Genomic DNA, 14,437 nt, shown 5'->3' with positions numbered 1-14,437 from the left:
CACTTCTGAGAACGTTCCGCCGTGTGTGCCCGGCCGTCATCATGCCTCCCCGTTCCGTGGCGGGTGGTGCTGACACCACCCCCGGACCCGGACGGGCCGTAGTATCGGGTGATCTCAGGCGGGCAACGGGGGTGGGGTATGGGCCGGCAGCGTCCTGACGTCCCGACGCTGGAGGAGGTGGCCGCCCGCGCGGGTGTGGGGCGCGGCACCGTCTCCCGCGTCATCAACAACGCTCCGGGCGTGCGGAGTTCGACCCGGGACGCGGTGCGCCGCGCCGTCTCCGAGCTGGGCTACGTGCCCAACTTCGCGGCCCGCTCCCTGGCCGTCCGGCGCGCCGACGCCGTGGCGCTCGTGATGATGGAGTCGGACTGGCGGCTGTTCGGCGAACCCTTCTTCAGCGAGATCGTCCGCGCCGTCGGCAACGCCCTGACGGACAGCGGGATGCAGCTCCTGCTCACCCTGATCCGCTCCGAGACCGAGCGGCAGCGCTTCCTGGAGTACGCGCGGGGCGGCCGGGTCGACGGTGTGCTGCTGATGTCCGTCCGCGCCCAGGACCCGTTGCCCGACATGCTCGCGGAGGCGGGCCTGCCCACCGTGCTCCTCGGCCGCCGTACCGGCGAGGAATGTGTGACCTACGTCGACGCGGACAACCTCGGCGGCGCGCGCACCGCCGTCTCCCACCTCCTTGACAGCGGGCGCCGCACCATCGCCGCGATCACCGGGCCGCTCGACATGTATGTCGCCCAGTGCCGGTTGCGCGGCTATCGCGAGGCGCTGACGCACGCGGGCGTCCAGGACGTGCCGTCCCTGGTCGTGGAGGGCGACTTCACCGAGGAGAGCGGACGCCTCGCCATGGCCGGGCTCATCGAGCGGCATCCCGGGATCGACGGGGTCTTCGCCGCGTCGGACACCACGGCGGCCGGCGCGCTCACCGCGCTGCGCGCGGCGGGCCGCCGGGTGCCGGACGACGTCAAGGTGATCGGCTTCGACGACTTCCCGCTGGCCGAGCGGACGGACCCGAAGCTGACCACCGTCCGCCAGCCCGTGGACGAGATCGGCCGGACGATGGTGCGGCTCCTCGAGGAGGAGATGCGGGAACCCGCCACGGCCTGGCGCCACGTCATCCTCCGTACGGAGCTGGTGCTGCGCGACTCGGCCTGATCCACGCGCGGCCTCCGGCACCTTCACCGGTACGGGGTTCTCAGCAAGCGCTTCTCGGCAGGCGGTTCTCGGGACGGCGGTTCTCGGGATGCGGTTCTCGGTACGGCGGTTGCTCGGTACGGCGGTTCTCGACATGCGGGTTCCGGCCCGCGCTTTCGGGAGCGCTCCCAGCCATCCTCGCCCAGTCTCTTGTCAGGGACATGCGCGACTTCTACAGTCCCTTTCGCATCGCGATTGGGAGCGCTCCCAAATGCCTTGGAGTCCCACTGTCCCGGGTAGAGCGCGCCAGAAGTCTCCGGCTGTCCTTCCCCCACTCAGAGAGGCCCCCGCATGCGATCGTCACCTCATCCACTTCGCGCCGCGCGCGGCTTGTTCGGCGCACTGCTCACCGCCGTCGCCCTCGTGGCGGCGCTCGTCACCACCACGTCCCCGGCCCACGCCGACACCACCCTGTGCGAGGAGTTCGGGACGACCACGGTCCAAGGGCGCTACGTGGTCCAGAACAACCGCTGGGGCACCAGTGCACCCCAGTGCATCACCGCCACGGACACGGGTTTCCGGGTCGACCAGGCCGACGGCTCCGTGCCCACCAACGGCGCCCCGAAGTCCTACCCGTCGATCTACAACGGCTGCCACTACACCAACTGTTCGCCGGGAACCAACCTCCCCGCACAGCTCAGCACCGTCTCCACCGCGCCCACCAGCATCTCCTACAGCTACGTCGGCAACGCCGTCTACGACGCCGCGTACGACATCTGGCTCGACCCCACCCCCAGGAAGGACGGGGTGAACCGGACCGAGATCATGGTGTGGTTCAACAAGGTCGGGGCGGTCCAGCCCGTGGGGTCGCAGGTCGGCACCGCGACCGTGGCCGGACGCACCTGGCAGGTCTGGTCCGGCAACAACGGCGGCAACGACGTGCTGTCCTTCGTCGCCCCCTCGGCGATCTCCAGCTGGAGTTTCGACGTCATGGACTTCGTGCGGCAGGCCGTCTCGCGCGGGCTCGCCCAGAACAACTGGTACCTGACGAGCGTCCAGGCCGGTTTCGAGCCCTGGCAGAACGGTGCCGGGCTCGCCGTCACCTCCTTCTCCTCCACCGTGAACACCGGCGGCGGCAGCGACCCGGGCGACCCCGGCTCCTCGACCGCCTGCAAGGTCACGTACGGGAACAGCGTCTGGCAGGGCGGCTTCACCGCCGACGTCACCGTCACCAACACCGGGTCCACGCCGGTCGACGGTTGGAAGCTCGCGTTCACCCTGCCTTCGGGGCAGCGAGTCACCAGCGCCTGGAACGCCTCGCTGTCCGCGCAGTCGGGCGCGGTGACCGCGAGCGGCCTGTCGCACAACGCGCGCATCGGCGCCGGTGGCAGCCAGAGCTTCGGCTTCCAGGGAACCTACGGCGGCACGTTCGCCGAGCCGGTGGCCTTCAGCCTGAACGGGACCGCGTGCGCCGTCGCGTAGCGCTGTCGGCCCGGGACGAGACCGAGGTGCTCCGCCGGGCGCCGGTCAGGCAGTGTGCGGGCCATGTCGAGTCCTGATTCAGACGAGGTGGGGGCTTTCGGTCACGCCGTCAGCCCCCTGCACCACTGACTACGCAGTTCAGCTCTCGGGGCTGGCACGAGGTTCCCCTACGAGGCGCCGGCAGCTGCACGTCCGTGAGCCGAGGCGGCGGCTACTGTCCGCAGGAGCAGCACTGACCGGCGGCGTCGTCGCTCTTGGCGAGGCTGTCGGTGTCACCCTTGACCACGTACACCTCCCACGGCTCCTTGCCGGGCCCGTGCACCCACACCTTGTCCTGGAGGGCGTAGCAGCACGAGGTGTCGTTCTCCACGAAGGTGGCCAGACCGGCCTCCTTCAGCCGACCGGTGGCGGCGGCGACCTCATCGGCCGACCCGACCTCGACGCCGAGATGGTCCAGACGGGTCTCCTGCCCCGGCTCGCCCTCGCCCTCGATGAGGACGAGCTTGAGCGGGGGTTCGGCGACGGCGAAGTTGGCGTAGCCCTCGCGCCGCTTGACGGGTTCGGTGCCGAACAGCTTGGTGTAGAAGGCGATCGACGCCTCCAGATCGCCAACGCGCAGGGCGAGTTGCACTCGAGACATGGCAGAGCTCCCATCGGACGTGAACGGCTTGTATCGATGTCTGTCGATGCAACATTGCGCCCCGCATAGAAGACTGTCAATATAAAGAGATGTCGAATCAAGAACTGGCGGTGCTGGGTCGGGCCGAAGAGACCGGCACCTGCTGCCCGGGCCTGCTCGCCGCGCCGCTGGACCCGGACGAGGCCGCGGAACTGGCCACCGTCTTCAAGGCGTTGGGCGACCCGGTACGGCTGCGCCTGCTGTCGATGATCGCCGCCCAGCCGGGCGGCGAGATCTGCGTGTGCGACCTCACCCCCGCGTTCGACCTGTCCCAGCCGACGATCTCCCACCACCTCAAACTGCTGCGCCAAGCGGGCCTCATCGACTGTGAACGACGCGGCACCTGGGTCTACTACTGGCTGCTCCCCGCCATGACCGACCACCTCGCGAACGCCCTCACGCGCCCGGCTCGCCCCGGTCCCACGAGCGACGCGTAGGCGGTTCCGGCAGCCAGTCGCGCCCCGGGTCGTACTCCAGCCACCGGTTCCGCGCCGCCTGGGCCGCGCAGGCGGCCGTGAGGCGGTCGAGGCCCGGGTGCCGGTCACCGGTGGGCCAGAGCAGTGACCAGGCGTACAGCGGTGTCGGGCCGACCAGCGGGACGGAGCGGACTCCGGGGACTTCAGGGAGAGGAACGTCCGCGGGGAGGAGCGAGAAGCGTTCCGGGGACGCGGCCAGCTCCGTGAGGAAGTGGGGGAGGCCGAGGTTGATGCTCGTGGCCGTGTCTCGCAGGCCGAAGCGGTCGGCGAACTGGTGGAGGAAGTCGAGCCGGTCCAGGGGCCCGGGCGCGCACAGGACGCTGTCGCGCAGTTGAGCGGGGCGCAGCGCCCGCGCGTTGGCGAGCCGATGGTCGGCGCTGAGTACGGCGTCGACGGGTTCGAGGCGGACGAGCCGGTGGGTGAGGCCGGGGTGCAGCGGAGGGTGGACCCGGCCGAACGCCGCGTCGATGTCACCGTTGAGCAGAGCCGTGGCCACCGAGGGCAGGTCGCGGCCGTGGCCGAGTGTCAACGTCCCTGTTCCGGTCGCTACTTGTGTCAAGGTTCGCATGGGTGCGTACAGGTGCCCCCAGACGTCCACGCGCAGCGGGCCCTCGTCTCCGGTCACCGCCGCCACCGCGGCGTCGGCGGCGGCCACCGTACGGCGGGCCGGTGGCAGGAAGCGCTGCCCTGCCTCGGTGAGACGGACTCCGTTGCCGCCGCGCTCCAACAGCCGCTTCCCGAGCCGGGTCTCCAGCCGAGCGATCCGTTTCGACAGGGCCTGCTGGGATATGCCGAGCGTGTCGGCGGCCCGCCCGAAGTGCAGTTCCTCGGCGGTACGGACGAAGGCGCGTACCTGGGCCACATCGAGATCCACGGCGCTCACCTTAGGCGACAACCGAAGGTTGTCGGCGAGGGGTGATGGTTGTTGGAGCGCAGGGCGGTGGCGAGGGTTGCATTCCCGGTATGCGAAGACTCATTGCCACAAAGGAAGCGGCGCGTCCGGTCGCTCTCGCCGACGTCGCCCAGCCCGTCCCGGAACCGGACGAGGCGCTCGTAAAGGTCGAGGCGTTCGCGCCGAACCGTGGTGAGACGTTCCTCGTCGAGCGTCCCGCGCCGGGGTGGCTGCCCGGAAAGGACATCGCGGGCCTCGTCGTGCAGGCCGCGGCGGACGGATCGGGCCCCGGTATCGGAACGCGCGTGGTCGGGCACCCGGCGCACAGCGGCTGGGCCGAGTACGCGGCCGTGCCCACGCACTCCCTCACCCCGCTTCCGGACGGCATCGACACCGCACAGGCGGCGGCTCTGCCGCTCGCCGGGATCACGGCCCTGCGCCTGCTGCGTACGGCCCCGTGCCCGGCAGGCCAGCGGGTGCTGCTGACGGGCGCCTCGGGCGGGGTCGGCCACTATGTCACCGAACTCGCCGTGGGAGCCGGCGCCGAGGTGACCGCGGTGACGGCGACGCCTGTACGCGGTGAACGGCTCACGCAGTTGGGCGCTCGGGTGGTCCACGACGTCGCGGACGCGGAAGGACCGTTCGACGTCGTCCTGGAGTCCACCGGCGGCCCCGTACTGCCGGCCGCACTGTCCAGGACGCGCCCCGGCGGCACACTCGTGTGGTTCGGCCAGGCGAGCCGTACCCCGGCCACGCTGGACTTCTTCGACCTGCTGAACGGGCCCGAACGCGTCACGATCCAGCACTTCCACTACGCGGGCGCCCCCTACGGCCCCGACCTCGCGGCACTGGTGCGCCTGGTCGCGCAGGGCCGGCTGCACCCCGAGATCGACCGGGTCGCCGACTGGTCGCAGGCCGCCCGCACCCTCGTGGACCTGCGCGAGCGTCGCGTCCGCGGCAAGGCCGTCCTGCTGACCGGAGGTACCGCACGATGAACGCCCACGAGTTCGCCGCCGCCCAATGGTCCCGTGCCACCGGCGCGGGCGTCGATCCGCACGAGTACCGGCGCGTCACCGACGCCCTCACGTCCGTCGCCGACTGGGGCCCGTCCTTCGTACACACCGCGCACGCGTACCTCACCCGCGCGGAAGCGGCGGCCTCCGCCGTCTCCTCCGGTGAACACCTGTTGACGGCGGCCCGGTGGTTCCACCTCGCCACGCTCGCGCCGTACGCGGAGTCGGCCCGTGCCGCGGCCGAGGCGGACCGGGCGCTGGGAAGCGCCCTGAAGCTTCTCGAGCCCGGCGCGCGACGCGTGAGCGGTGGCGGCTTCACCGGATGGCTGCGCGGTCCCGGCAGCGCGCTCGGGACCGTGCTCGTCGTCCCCGGTCTCGACTCCGCCAAGGAGGAGTTCCTCGATCTGGCGTCGGCGCTGCTGGCCAGAGGTCTCGCGGTGTTCACGATGGACGGCCCCGGGCAGGGCTCGCTCGCCGACGCGACGATCATGCGGCCGGAGTACGAGCAGGTCGTGAGCCGGGTCGTCGACGCCCTGGGCGTGCCACGCGTCGCCGTTGTCGGGCTGAGCCTCGGCGGCTACTTCGCCGCCCGCGCTGCCGCGCTGGAACCGCGGGTGACCGCGGTCGCCACCGTCAGCGGGCCCTTCCGCCTCGACTGGGAGCAACTGCCCGGCCCGGTACGGGACATCATGGCCGCCCGCACCGGGGGCACCGACGCCGCCCGCGACTTCGCCCGGCAGGTGGACCTCTCCGCTCTGGCGCCCCGCATCACGGCCCCGTTGCTGGTCGTGGACGGCGGCCAGGACGTCATCCCCGGCGTGACGAACGGCGAACCGCTGGCCGCTCTGGCACCGCACGGCACACACCTGTCCGTACCGCACGGCGACCACCTGCTCGGCAACGCCCGCGCCGACTGGCTGCCCCAGGTGGCCGATCACCTCTTGGCCGCGATGGGCGCGATGGGTGCGATGGGTGCGTGACGCGGCCCTCGCCCCTGTGACCTCGGCGGCCGGCCGAACACCTCTCGGATCTCGGATGTGATCCGTTGTCACCGAGGCGGTCGTCGCAGGCGTTCGCCGGGGGAGTGGCGCCCACGCTCGGAGGCGTACCGCGAGCCGCGCGGGCCGGGTGGGACCGGCGTGCAGGCGGCTCGGACGGTCTGCGGAGATCGAGCGCAGCCAGGTCCGTCAGCGGACATGTCACGGCTGTGCGCCGGCCGAACCGCTCTACGGCGACCCTCTCCAGCAGAGACTCACCGATCCGGCCCGTCCCGTCGTCCGGAAGAAGATCCCGGCCGACCTCGACGGGGCGCTGTAGGTCCCACCATGGACGTCCGGTCGTCGGCCTAGTCGATGCAGAACTCGTTGCCCTCGATGTCCAGCATCGGGATGCAGGCGTCATCGCCGTCGTACAGCGTCTGCACGTGGACCGCTCCGAGCGGCTCGAGCCGGGCGCGTTCGGCCTCCAGCGCGGCCAGGCGCTCCGCGCCGACGAGACCGGTGCCGACCCGCACGTCGAGGTGCACGCGGTTCTTGACGACCTTGCCCTCGGGGACGCGCTGGAAGTACAGCCGCGGCCCTTCGCCCGTGGGATCCACGCACGCGGACCAGGCGTCCCGCTGCTCAGCCGGCTGTGCGCGCTTGTACGCGTCCCACGTGTCGAACCCCGAGGGCGGCGGGGGCATGACGTACCCGAGGACCTCGCACCAGAACCGGGCGAGGCGCTCCGGTTCCGCGCAGTCGAAGGTGACCTGGAACTTCTTGATCGACGTCATCGGGCCACGATATGAGCGCCTGCCGGTCGGCGAAACCGGTTATGACGGCAAGATCCGGTGCGGACACGCTTCAGTGGCGCGGTACGACGACTCACCGGCCCGGCGACCGCGACGCGTTGGCGCGCTACGGTGGAGAGGGCGGGCGGCGCGCAAGGCTCGCCGTCCGCGAGAGCGATCCGCTCCCGACCCCGGAAGGGGGCTGCGGATGGGCAGCGGCGGCGTGACGATCCGGGAACTCCTCGACCGTATGGACACCGTCACGGGCGAGGAACAGCGCCGTTCGTGGGCGGTCGACTGCGCGCACGCCCTGGGCCTGAACGGCGTAGCCGTCTCGGTGCAGGGCGAGCTGGTCTGGTTCAGCGACGAGACGAGCGCCCGTCTCGAGGACGTGCAGGCCGTCCTCGGGCAGGGCCCCGGACTGCGGTTCCCCGTCGGCGAAGGCGTGCGGGAAGTGCCCGACGTGGACCGGCTGGTGATGCGGTTCTGGCCGCAGTTCGTGCCGGAGGCGCAGGACTTGGGCGTGGTCGCGGTGTTCGTGTGGCCGGTGCGCACAGGCGCCGTGACCAGCGGCACCCTGACCGGCTACCGGTGCACCGAGGGCGCGCTGAGCGAACAGCAGCGGGCCGGGGGCCGGCTCGTCGCGGACCATCTCGCCGCGCACATGCTGGCCCGCTGGCCCGACAGCACCGCCGCTCACAACGGGCCGGGGCACGCGGGCGCGGTGGATCTGCACCGGGCGCAGGTCCACCAGGCCACCGGCGTCCTCAGCGGAAAACTCGACATCCCGCTGCCCGAGGCGCTGGTCCGGCTGCGCGCCGAGGCCTACTCCTCCGGCCGGACCCTGATGGAGACGGCGCAAAGCGTCCTCGGGCGTGAACTGCGCGCATAGCCCGGCACATCTCTTCCGCCGACCCCCGTCCCGAGAACGCAGAAGCAGGTCGTCGCATGAGCAGGGAAGAACACATCGCCCGTACGTTCCTGGAGCTGGCGGACACGCTGGTGGAGGATTTCGACCTCACCGGGTTCCTGCAGCGGATGACGGTCCGCTGCCGGGAGCTCCTCGACATCACCGACGCCGTCGTCCTCCTCGCCCACCCCGCTCCGCGCCTGTACAGCCCCGCCCCGTGCGACCCCCGACGCGCCCTGCAGCGCGTCATCGCCGTGGCGTGCGTGGAGGGTCCGGGCGTGGAGGCCTACCGCCTGACCCACGCGGTCGTCCCCGACTATCCCGCCCCCGGCGAACAAGCCTCCGCCTGGCCGGAACTGCGCTCCGCGCTCGACAACGCTGGTTACGCCCTCCCGACCGCGGTGCCCATGCGCCTGCGCGGGGAGAGCCTGGGCGCCCTGCTCCTGCTGCACACCGGGGACCGCGCCCTGTCCCCGGACGACCTGCTGCTGGCCCAGGCGCTGGCGGACGCCGCCACGATCGGCCTGCTCCACGCCCGTACGGTGGGCCGCCAGGAGACGATCAACGGGCGGCTGCACACCGCCCTGCACAACCGCGTCATCATCGAGCAGGCCAAGGGCATCGTCGCGGTGCGCCGCCAGATCTCCCTCGGCAGCGCCTTCGCGGCCATGCGCACGCACGCCCGCGACCACAACGCCGAGGTCAGCTCGATCGCCATGGACGTCATCGACGTCGGCCTCCTGCCCGCCGTCCCGGCCACCGGACCACAGGACCCCAGCGGCGCCGACTAGGGCCTCGGCGGCAGCGCCCCCGCGGGCACACATCACGCAAAGCGCCACCCCCGCCCCAGGACACGCCGGTCGACATCTGGACAAGGCCGTCAGCCGCGCCCGAGCATGGTCCTGTCCTTGTGACCGGTCAATGCCGAAGGCGCATGAGTGCCGCGCCCCGCCCTGGAGAGCCGATGCCCGTGACGGACCACAGTCTGGCTGCCGCCATCCGGCGCGTCGCCCGCACCGAGGGGTTCGGCCCGGCGGCGCACGAGCTGTGCTCGTCGACGGTGCCGCTGCTCGCCGACGCCGTGCTCGTCCATCTGGAGGAGACGAACGCGGAGAGCGGGAGCCGGGAGCTGCGCCTCGTCGCCTCCGCGGGATGCGGCCCGCTGCCGCCCCGGCGCACCGGCGTCCTGCCCGGGGGGAAGCTGTCCCAGCTCCTCCTGGCGAAGGCACCGCTGAGCGGCGAGGACCCGGATGCCGAGGCGGCCCTGGCCGAGATGTGGGGTACGGGCGCGTGGTCGCCCGGCGGGGACCGCGTACTCGTCGCGCCCTTCCGGGGACCGGAGCGGGCTTCCGGTCTGGTCGTCATGGTGCGCCGGACCGACCGGCTCGCCTTCGCCGCCGACGACGTCACGGCCGCCGACCAGTTGGCCACCCACCTGACCCTCACCTCTCCCACCGCGAACGGAGAAGTGCCCCGAGAGGCGGCCGAGGAGGCGGTCGGGGGCGTGGTCCGGGAGGCCCGGTCCCTTCCGGCCGAGCCGTCCACCCCGACGATGAGCCGCGACGGCGACCGGCTGCGTTTCGTGGGAGCGGCGACCCGGCGCATCGCGCGCGGATTCGACCTCGACGAGATCGTGCTCGGCCTGTGCCGGGCGACCGTGCCGACGTTCTCCGACGCGATCCTGGTCTATCTGTGCGAACCGCTGCCGGTCGGCGACGAGCGCCCGGCGGGCCCCATGGTGCTGCGCCGCCGCCGCACCGACCGGGTCCCCGGCGGCTACGGCAGGGACCCGGACCTCGGACCGCAGCAGTCCGCGCCGCCCCGGGCCGAACTGCTGCCGAACAGCGTCGAGTTGTGCGAGGTGCGGCCCGGGGGCGCGCTCGCCGAGGTGCTGCGCGGGGTCAGGCCCGTCTTCGCGGACTCGCCCGTGGCGCTGTCCGCGCTGCCCGAACTCTTCGGCGGCGACCCGCAGGTGCCGCTCGGGCGCCGCGCGATCCTGGCACCGCTGCGCGGGCGGCGCCGGGTGATCGGCGCGGCGGTGTTCCTGCGCTCCTCCGACCGGCCGCCGTTCGACTCCGAGGACCTGCTGGTGGCGGGGACGCTGGTGACGCACGGCGCGCTCGGCATCGACAAGGCGGTCCTGTACGGGCGCGAGGCCTACATCGCGGACGAGTTGCAGCGCCGGATGCTCCCCGCGTCGCTCGTGCACCCCGCGGGCGCGCGGCTCGCCTCGCGCTATCTGCCCGCGGCGGAGACGGCACGGGTCGGCGGCGACTGGTACGACGCGATCCCGCTGCCCGGCAGCCGCGTCGCCCTCGTCGTCGGCGACGTCATGGGCCACTCCATGACCTCCGCCGCGATCATGGGCCAACTCCGCACCACCGCACGGGTCCTGGCCGGGCTCGACCTGCCGCCCCACGAGATCCTGGAGCATCTGGACGAGCACGCGGTCGAGGCGGACTGCATGGCGACGTGCGTGTACGCGGTCTACGACCCGGTCTCGCACCGCATCACGATCGCCAACGCCGGGCATCCGCCGCCGATCATGCTGCACCTGGGTGGCCGCGCCGAGGTCCTGCGGGTCCCGCCGGGGGCGCCCGTCGGGGTGGGCGGCGTCGACTTCGAGACGGTCGACCTCGACGCACCGTCCGGCGCCACGCTGCTGTTCTACACCGACGGCCTGGTCGAGTCGCGCCTGCGCGACGTGGGGAGCGGCATCGAGCAGCTGCGGGAACGGCTCGCCGCCACCGCGCAGTTGACCGGCCCCGACCACCCGCCGCCCCTCGAAGCGCTCTGCGACCACGTGCTCGACATGACGGGACACGGGGAGCGGGACGACGACATCGCGCTGCTCGCCGCCCGCTTCGACGGCATCGCGCCCAGCGACGTGGCGTACTGGTTCCTGGACCCGGAGGACTCCGCGCCCGGCCGCGCCCGCCGCCTCGCCCGGGGTGTGCTGGCGCGCTGGGGTCTGGAGGAGCTGTCGGACTCCGTCGAACTCCTGGTGAGCGAGGTCGTCACCAACGCGGTGCGGTACGCCTCCCGCCCGGTGACCTTGCGGCTGCTCCGCACCGACGTGCTGCGCTGCGAGGTCGGCGACGACGTGCCGCAACTGCCGCGCCAGCGCCAGGCCCGCGCCACCGACGAGAACGGCCGCGGCCTGTTCCTGGTGAACCGGCTGGCCAAGCGGTGGGGAGCGACACGCCTGTCGACGGGAAAGATCGTCTGGTTCGAGATGCCCGCGCCCTAAGCGTCTTCGGCGATGAGTGTGGTCACCCGCACCAGCGCCGGGCGCGGGGGAGTGGAGCCGAAACCGAAACGGACCGGCGGGGTGACGCTTGCGAGCGGACCCTGGTCGTGTCCGTCCAGGCGTACGGAAGCCGAGGTCAGCGCGTGTTCGTCCAGGGCGCAGTAGTACTCGCGGCGCCCGCCTCCCGCGGTGCCGACGGTGCGTACGCCGCGGCGTGCCAGGCGGGCCGCGGGGTCGATCAGACGGCACCAGGCGCGGGTCCGGGCGAGCGGCCGGGGCACGAGGGTGAGCAGGAACCCGACGCCCGTACGGCGTCCGGTGGTCAGCGTGAGGGCGACCGATGAGGCCCGGACGGCGATGCGGCCGCGGCCTTCGACGGTGAGCGCGACGGGCTCCATCCGGACTTCGTCGAAGGTGTACGTGGCCGCGATGTAGTCGGCGAGGTCAGGTGTGGGTGCGATGAGGGTGCGGTGTCCGTCCGGCCGCTCCATCATGAGGTCGGTCACCGGACCGAACGGTGACTCCCGCCACATGCCGACGACCAGCCGGAGGCCGGCCCGTGTGCCGAGCCCCGCGATCGCGCCGTCGAATCGGTCCACGTCGGCCAGCCTAGGCGCTGCTGCGCAGGGTCACGACCTGGGCCACGGCTGGCCGCTGAGCCGCTCGATGCTCGTGTTGAAGCGCTGCAGGTACTCCGCGAAGGCCCGCACGTCGTCCGCCGGCCAGTCCGCGAAGACCTCGTCGAGTTGCTCCACGTGCACCCGCTGCTCCGCGTCGAGGCGTCGTACGCCCTCCTCGGTCAGCCGGAACTTACGGGCCATGCCGCCGTCGGGGTCCGGGATGCGCTCGAGCAGGCCCGCCCGCATCGCCTGGGCCGTCTGCCGGTTGACGGTCGAGGCGTCGAGCACGAACGCCTCGCTGAGCTGGCCGATCGACATCGGGCCCTGCACCCGGATCCGGCTGAGCACGATGTACGCGCTGCGTTCGAGGCGGTCCGCCTGCCGACGGCGCTTGTCATTGCCGAGCTGATGCCGCCCGAGCACCATGTGCTCGAACTCGACCAACTGCGAGGGCTTCTCCATATACGTGCGTCCTCCCAGGTCCGACGGTATCGCAAGGTTTCTGCGCACTCGCGTGTGTGCCCTCTGCATGCAATATGCACGATACATCGCATGTGTATGATGCACACCGCCGCACGTGCCGTGCCGAAGTGATGCACGAAGTGACGCACGTGCCGAAGAGACTGAGGAGTCCGTATGGATGCCCCCGAGACGACCAGCCGCTCAGGCGCTGTCGTCGCCACGCTCGCGCTCGCCGGTACCGTCGCCGCGATCATGCAGACGCTGGTGACGCCGCTCATCGCCGAGCTGCCGCGGATCCTGGACACGTCGTCCTCGAACGCGGCATGGGTGATCACGGTGACGCTGCTGGTGTCGGGTGTGTGCGTGCCGGTCTCCGGCCGCCTCGGCGACCTCATGGGCAAGCGCCGCATGATGCTCGTCTGCGCCGTGCCGCTGATCCTGGGCTCCGTGGTGTGCGCGCTGTCCTCCTCGCTCGTACCGATGATCATCGGGCGTGGTCTGCAGGGCATGGGCATGGGCATGGTGCCGCTCGGCATCGCGCTCCTTCGCGACGTCGTGCCCGCCGAGAAGCTCAGCGGCTCCATCGCCCTGGTCAGCGCCTCCATGGGCATCGGCGGCGCCATCGGCCTGCCGATCGCCGCCGCCGTCGCCCAGTACGCCAACTGGCGCGTGCTGTTCTGGGGCGCGGCCGTGCTCGCCCTGATCGTCAGCGTGATGATCTTCGTCATCGTCCCGGACGTCCCGGCGGGCGCGAAGGGGCAGCGGTTCGACGCGCCCGGCGCCGTCGGCCTCGCCATCGGCCTGGTCTCGCTGCTGCTCGCCATCTCCAAGGGCGCCGACTGGGGCTGGACCTCCGGCACCACGCTCGGCCTGTTCGCGGTCGCCGTCGTCGCCCTCCTTGTCTGGGGCTTCTACGAGCTGCGCACCCGCGACCCGCTCGTCGACCTGCGCACCACGGTCCGCCCGCGCGTGCTGTTCACCAACGTCTCCTCGATCCTCATCGGCGTCGGCATGTACTCCTTCATGCTGATCGCGCCGCAGCTGCTCCAGTTCCCGGAGGCCACCGGTTACGGTCTCGGCCAGTCGATGCTCGCCGCCGGTCTGTGGATCGCCCCCGGCGGCGTCATGATGATGCTGATCTCGCCGCTCGGCGGAAAGCTGATCAACGCACGCGGCCCGAAGACCGCGCTCATCCTCGGCGCTCTCGTGATCGCCGCCGGCTACGGCGTCGCTCTGCCGCTCATGGGCACGGCCTGGGGCATCATGATCTCCGGCATCGTGATCAACAGCGGTGTCGCCCTCGCCTACGGCGCCATGCCCGCCCTCATCATGAGCTCGGTGCCGCTCTCCGAGACGGCCGCCGCCAACGGGTTCAACACCCTGATGCGCTCGCTGGGCACCACGATCGGCTCCGCCGTCATCGGCGTCGTCCTGGCCCAGATGACCATCAGCATGGGCGGCTTCACCTTCGCTTCCGAGAACGGGTTCCGCACCGGCCTGATGATCGGCTGCGGCGTGGCCCTCGTCTCCGCGGCCGTCGCGACCCTCATCCCGGGGCTGCGCGAGCCGGCCGGGGACGCGGCCGCCAAGGGGCAGCCGGCCGACGCCGACCAGGCGTCCGCGACGGCCTGACACTCCCACATGTGAGCTGCACCTTCACACGTGTGTGCCGGGCGGCGGTGTTCACACGTACAGCCGCTTTCCGCATGAGGAGCGCGGATGCGGGGAACTGCACGTGGGTC

The 14,437-nt window shown here is 71.8% G+C and carries 14 protein-coding genes; 9 read left to right on the top strand and 5 right to left on the bottom strand.

Translation table 11 applies throughout. The annotated features are described in order from the left end of the window. Nucleotides 1–138: 138 nt before the first annotated feature. Both ACH4RC_RS15295 and ACH4RC_RS15290 read left to right on the top strand, forming a co-directional pair. The gene (locus tag ACH4RC_RS15295) at nucleotides 139–1,161 is read left to right on the top strand and encodes a LacI family DNA-binding transcriptional regulator (RefSeq protein ID WP_398200183.1); all 1,023 of its coding nucleotides are present in this window, start codon (nucleotides 139–141) and stop codon (nucleotides 1,159–1,161) included. Nucleotides 1,162–1,491: 330 nt separating this feature from the next. After that, nucleotides 1,492–2,622, top strand: coding sequence for a cellulose binding domain-containing protein (locus ACH4RC_RS15290; RefSeq protein ID WP_398200180.1), 1,131 nt, complete (start codon nucleotides 1,492–1,494; stop codon nucleotides 2,620–2,622). A gap of 211 nt (nucleotides 2,623–2,833) precedes the next feature. Here the strand turns inward: ACH4RC_RS15290 and ACH4RC_RS15285 are convergent, their stop codons facing one another. Continuing rightward, entirely contained in the window at nucleotides 2,834–3,262 is a 429-nt protein-coding gene (locus ACH4RC_RS15285) for an ArsI/CadI family heavy metal resistance metalloenzyme (RefSeq protein WP_398200177.1), read from the bottom strand. A gap of 89 nt (nucleotides 3,263–3,351) precedes the next feature. On the opposite strand from ACH4RC_RS15285, the gene ACH4RC_RS15280 reads away from it, so the two are divergent. Further along, nucleotides 3,352–3,738, top strand: coding sequence for an ArsR/SmtB family transcription factor (locus ACH4RC_RS15280; protein ID WP_398200174.1), 387 nt, complete (start codon nucleotides 3,352–3,354; stop codon nucleotides 3,736–3,738). Here the strand turns inward: ACH4RC_RS15280 and ACH4RC_RS15275 are convergent. Continuing rightward, nucleotides 3,698–4,651: a LysR family transcriptional regulator gene (locus tag ACH4RC_RS15275; protein ID WP_398200172.1), complete on the bottom strand. Its 954-nt coding sequence runs from the start codon at nucleotides 4,649–4,651 to the stop codon at nucleotides 3,698–3,700. The two genes, ACH4RC_RS15280 and ACH4RC_RS15275, sit on opposite strands and share 41 nt — an antisense overlap. Nucleotides 4,652–4,740: 89 nt before the next feature. Between ACH4RC_RS15275 and ACH4RC_RS15270 the strand changes: the two genes are divergently transcribed. Beyond that, on the top strand, nucleotides 4,741–5,664 hold the full coding sequence (locus ACH4RC_RS15270) for a zinc-binding dehydrogenase (RefSeq protein ID WP_398200169.1): 924 nt from the start codon (nucleotides 4,741–4,743) through the stop codon (nucleotides 5,662–5,664). Then, a complete protein-coding gene (locus tag ACH4RC_RS15265; protein WP_398200167.1) occupies nucleotides 5,661–6,662 on the top strand; it encodes an alpha/beta hydrolase family protein in 1,002 nt (333 codons plus the stop codon). The genes ACH4RC_RS15270 and ACH4RC_RS15265 overlap by 4 nt, the downstream gene beginning before the upstream one ends. A gap of 365 nt (nucleotides 6,663–7,027) precedes the next feature. On the opposite strand, the gene ACH4RC_RS15260 is transcribed toward ACH4RC_RS15265, so the two are convergent. Then, nucleotides 7,028–7,456, bottom strand: a complete 429-nt coding sequence (locus tag ACH4RC_RS15260; protein ID WP_398200164.1) for a VOC family protein — start codon at nucleotides 7,454–7,456, stop codon at nucleotides 7,028–7,030. Between the two features lie 205 nt (nucleotides 7,457–7,661). Between ACH4RC_RS15260 and ACH4RC_RS15255 the strand changes: the two genes are divergently transcribed. From ACH4RC_RS15255 to ACH4RC_RS15245, 3 genes are all read left to right on the top strand, one after another. After that, nucleotides 7,662–8,345, top strand: coding sequence for an ANTAR domain-containing protein (locus ACH4RC_RS15255; RefSeq protein WP_398200161.1), 684 nt, complete (start codon nucleotides 7,662–7,664; stop codon nucleotides 8,343–8,345). Between the two features lie 56 nt (nucleotides 8,346–8,401). Beyond that, nucleotides 8,402–9,154: an ANTAR domain-containing protein gene (locus ACH4RC_RS15250; RefSeq protein ID WP_398200158.1), complete on the top strand. Its 753-nt coding sequence runs from the start codon at nucleotides 8,402–8,404 to the stop codon at nucleotides 9,152–9,154. Nucleotides 9,155–9,333: 179 nt separating this feature from the next. Beyond that, complete coding sequence (locus ACH4RC_RS15245) at nucleotides 9,334–11,613, top strand: SpoIIE family protein phosphatase (protein ID WP_398200155.1); 2,280 nt, start codon at nucleotides 9,334–9,336, stop codon at nucleotides 11,611–11,613. On the opposite strand, the gene ACH4RC_RS15240 is transcribed toward ACH4RC_RS15245, so the two are convergent. Both ACH4RC_RS15240 and ACH4RC_RS15235 read right to left on the bottom strand, forming a co-directional pair. Further along, nucleotides 11,610–12,212 (bottom strand): hypothetical protein, encoded by a 603-nt coding sequence (locus ACH4RC_RS15240; RefSeq protein ID WP_398200152.1) that lies wholly within the window; start codon nucleotides 12,210–12,212, stop codon nucleotides 11,610–11,612. The genes ACH4RC_RS15245 and ACH4RC_RS15240 overlap by 4 nt on opposite strands. A 30-nt stretch (nucleotides 12,213–12,242) precedes the next feature. Further along, nucleotides 12,243–12,695: a MarR family winged helix-turn-helix transcriptional regulator gene (locus tag ACH4RC_RS15235; RefSeq protein WP_398200149.1), complete on the bottom strand. Its 453-nt coding sequence runs from the start codon at nucleotides 12,693–12,695 to the stop codon at nucleotides 12,243–12,245. Between the two features lie 174 nt (nucleotides 12,696–12,869). On the opposite strand from ACH4RC_RS15235, the gene ACH4RC_RS15230 reads away from it, so the two are divergent. Continuing rightward, nucleotides 12,870–14,327, top strand: a complete 1,458-nt coding sequence (locus tag ACH4RC_RS15230; RefSeq protein WP_398200146.1) for an MFS transporter — start codon at nucleotides 12,870–12,872, stop codon at nucleotides 14,325–14,327. Nucleotides 14,328–14,437 lie beyond the last annotated feature (110 nt).

This window comes from Streptomyces sp. NPDC016845 (assembly GCF_044332585.1).
Lineage (GTDB): Bacteria > Actinomycetota > Actinomycetes > Streptomycetales > Streptomycetaceae > Streptomyces.
Note: the sequence above shows the minus strand (reverse complement) of the source record. Positions and strands in the feature narration are given on the sequence as shown.

Excerpts from the sequence above, each read along its gene's own strand:
- ACH4RC_RS15280 (WP_398200174.1), top strand. The coding sequence starts at position 3,352 with ATGTCGAATCAAGAACTGGCGGTGCTGGGTCGGGCCGAAGAGACCGGC.
- ACH4RC_RS15250 (WP_398200158.1), top strand. The coding sequence starts at position 8,402 with ATGAGCAGGGAAGAACACATCGCCCGTACGTTCCTGGAGCTGGCGGAC.
- ACH4RC_RS15255 (WP_398200161.1), top strand. The coding sequence starts at position 7,662 with ATGGGCAGCGGCGGCGTGACGATCCGGGAACTCCTCGACCGTATGGAC.
- ACH4RC_RS15260 (WP_398200164.1), bottom strand. The coding sequence starts at position 7,456 with ATGACGTCGATCAAGAAGTTCCAGGTCACCTTCGACTGCGCGGAACCG.
- ACH4RC_RS15295 (WP_398200183.1), top strand. The coding sequence starts at position 139 with ATGGGCCGGCAGCGTCCTGACGTCCCGACGCTGGAGGAGGTGGCCGCC.
- ACH4RC_RS15290 (WP_398200180.1), top strand. The coding sequence starts at position 1,492 with ATGCGATCGTCACCTCATCCACTTCGCGCCGCGCGCGGCTTGTTCGGC.
- ACH4RC_RS15235 (WP_398200149.1), bottom strand. The coding sequence starts at position 12,695 with ATGGAGAAGCCCTCGCAGTTGGTCGAGTTCGAGCACATGGTGCTCGGG.
- ACH4RC_RS15270 (WP_398200169.1), top strand. The coding sequence starts at position 4,741 with ATGCGAAGACTCATTGCCACAAAGGAAGCGGCGCGTCCGGTCGCTCTC.
- ACH4RC_RS15285 (WP_398200177.1), bottom strand. The coding sequence starts at position 3,262 with ATGTCTCGAGTGCAACTCGCCCTGCGCGTTGGCGATCTGGAGGCGTCG.
- ACH4RC_RS15230 (WP_398200146.1), top strand. The coding sequence starts at position 12,870 with ATGGATGCCCCCGAGACGACCAGCCGCTCAGGCGCTGTCGTCGCCACG.
- ACH4RC_RS15265 (WP_398200167.1), top strand. The coding sequence starts at position 5,661 with ATGAACGCCCACGAGTTCGCCGCCGCCCAATGGTCCCGTGCCACCGGC.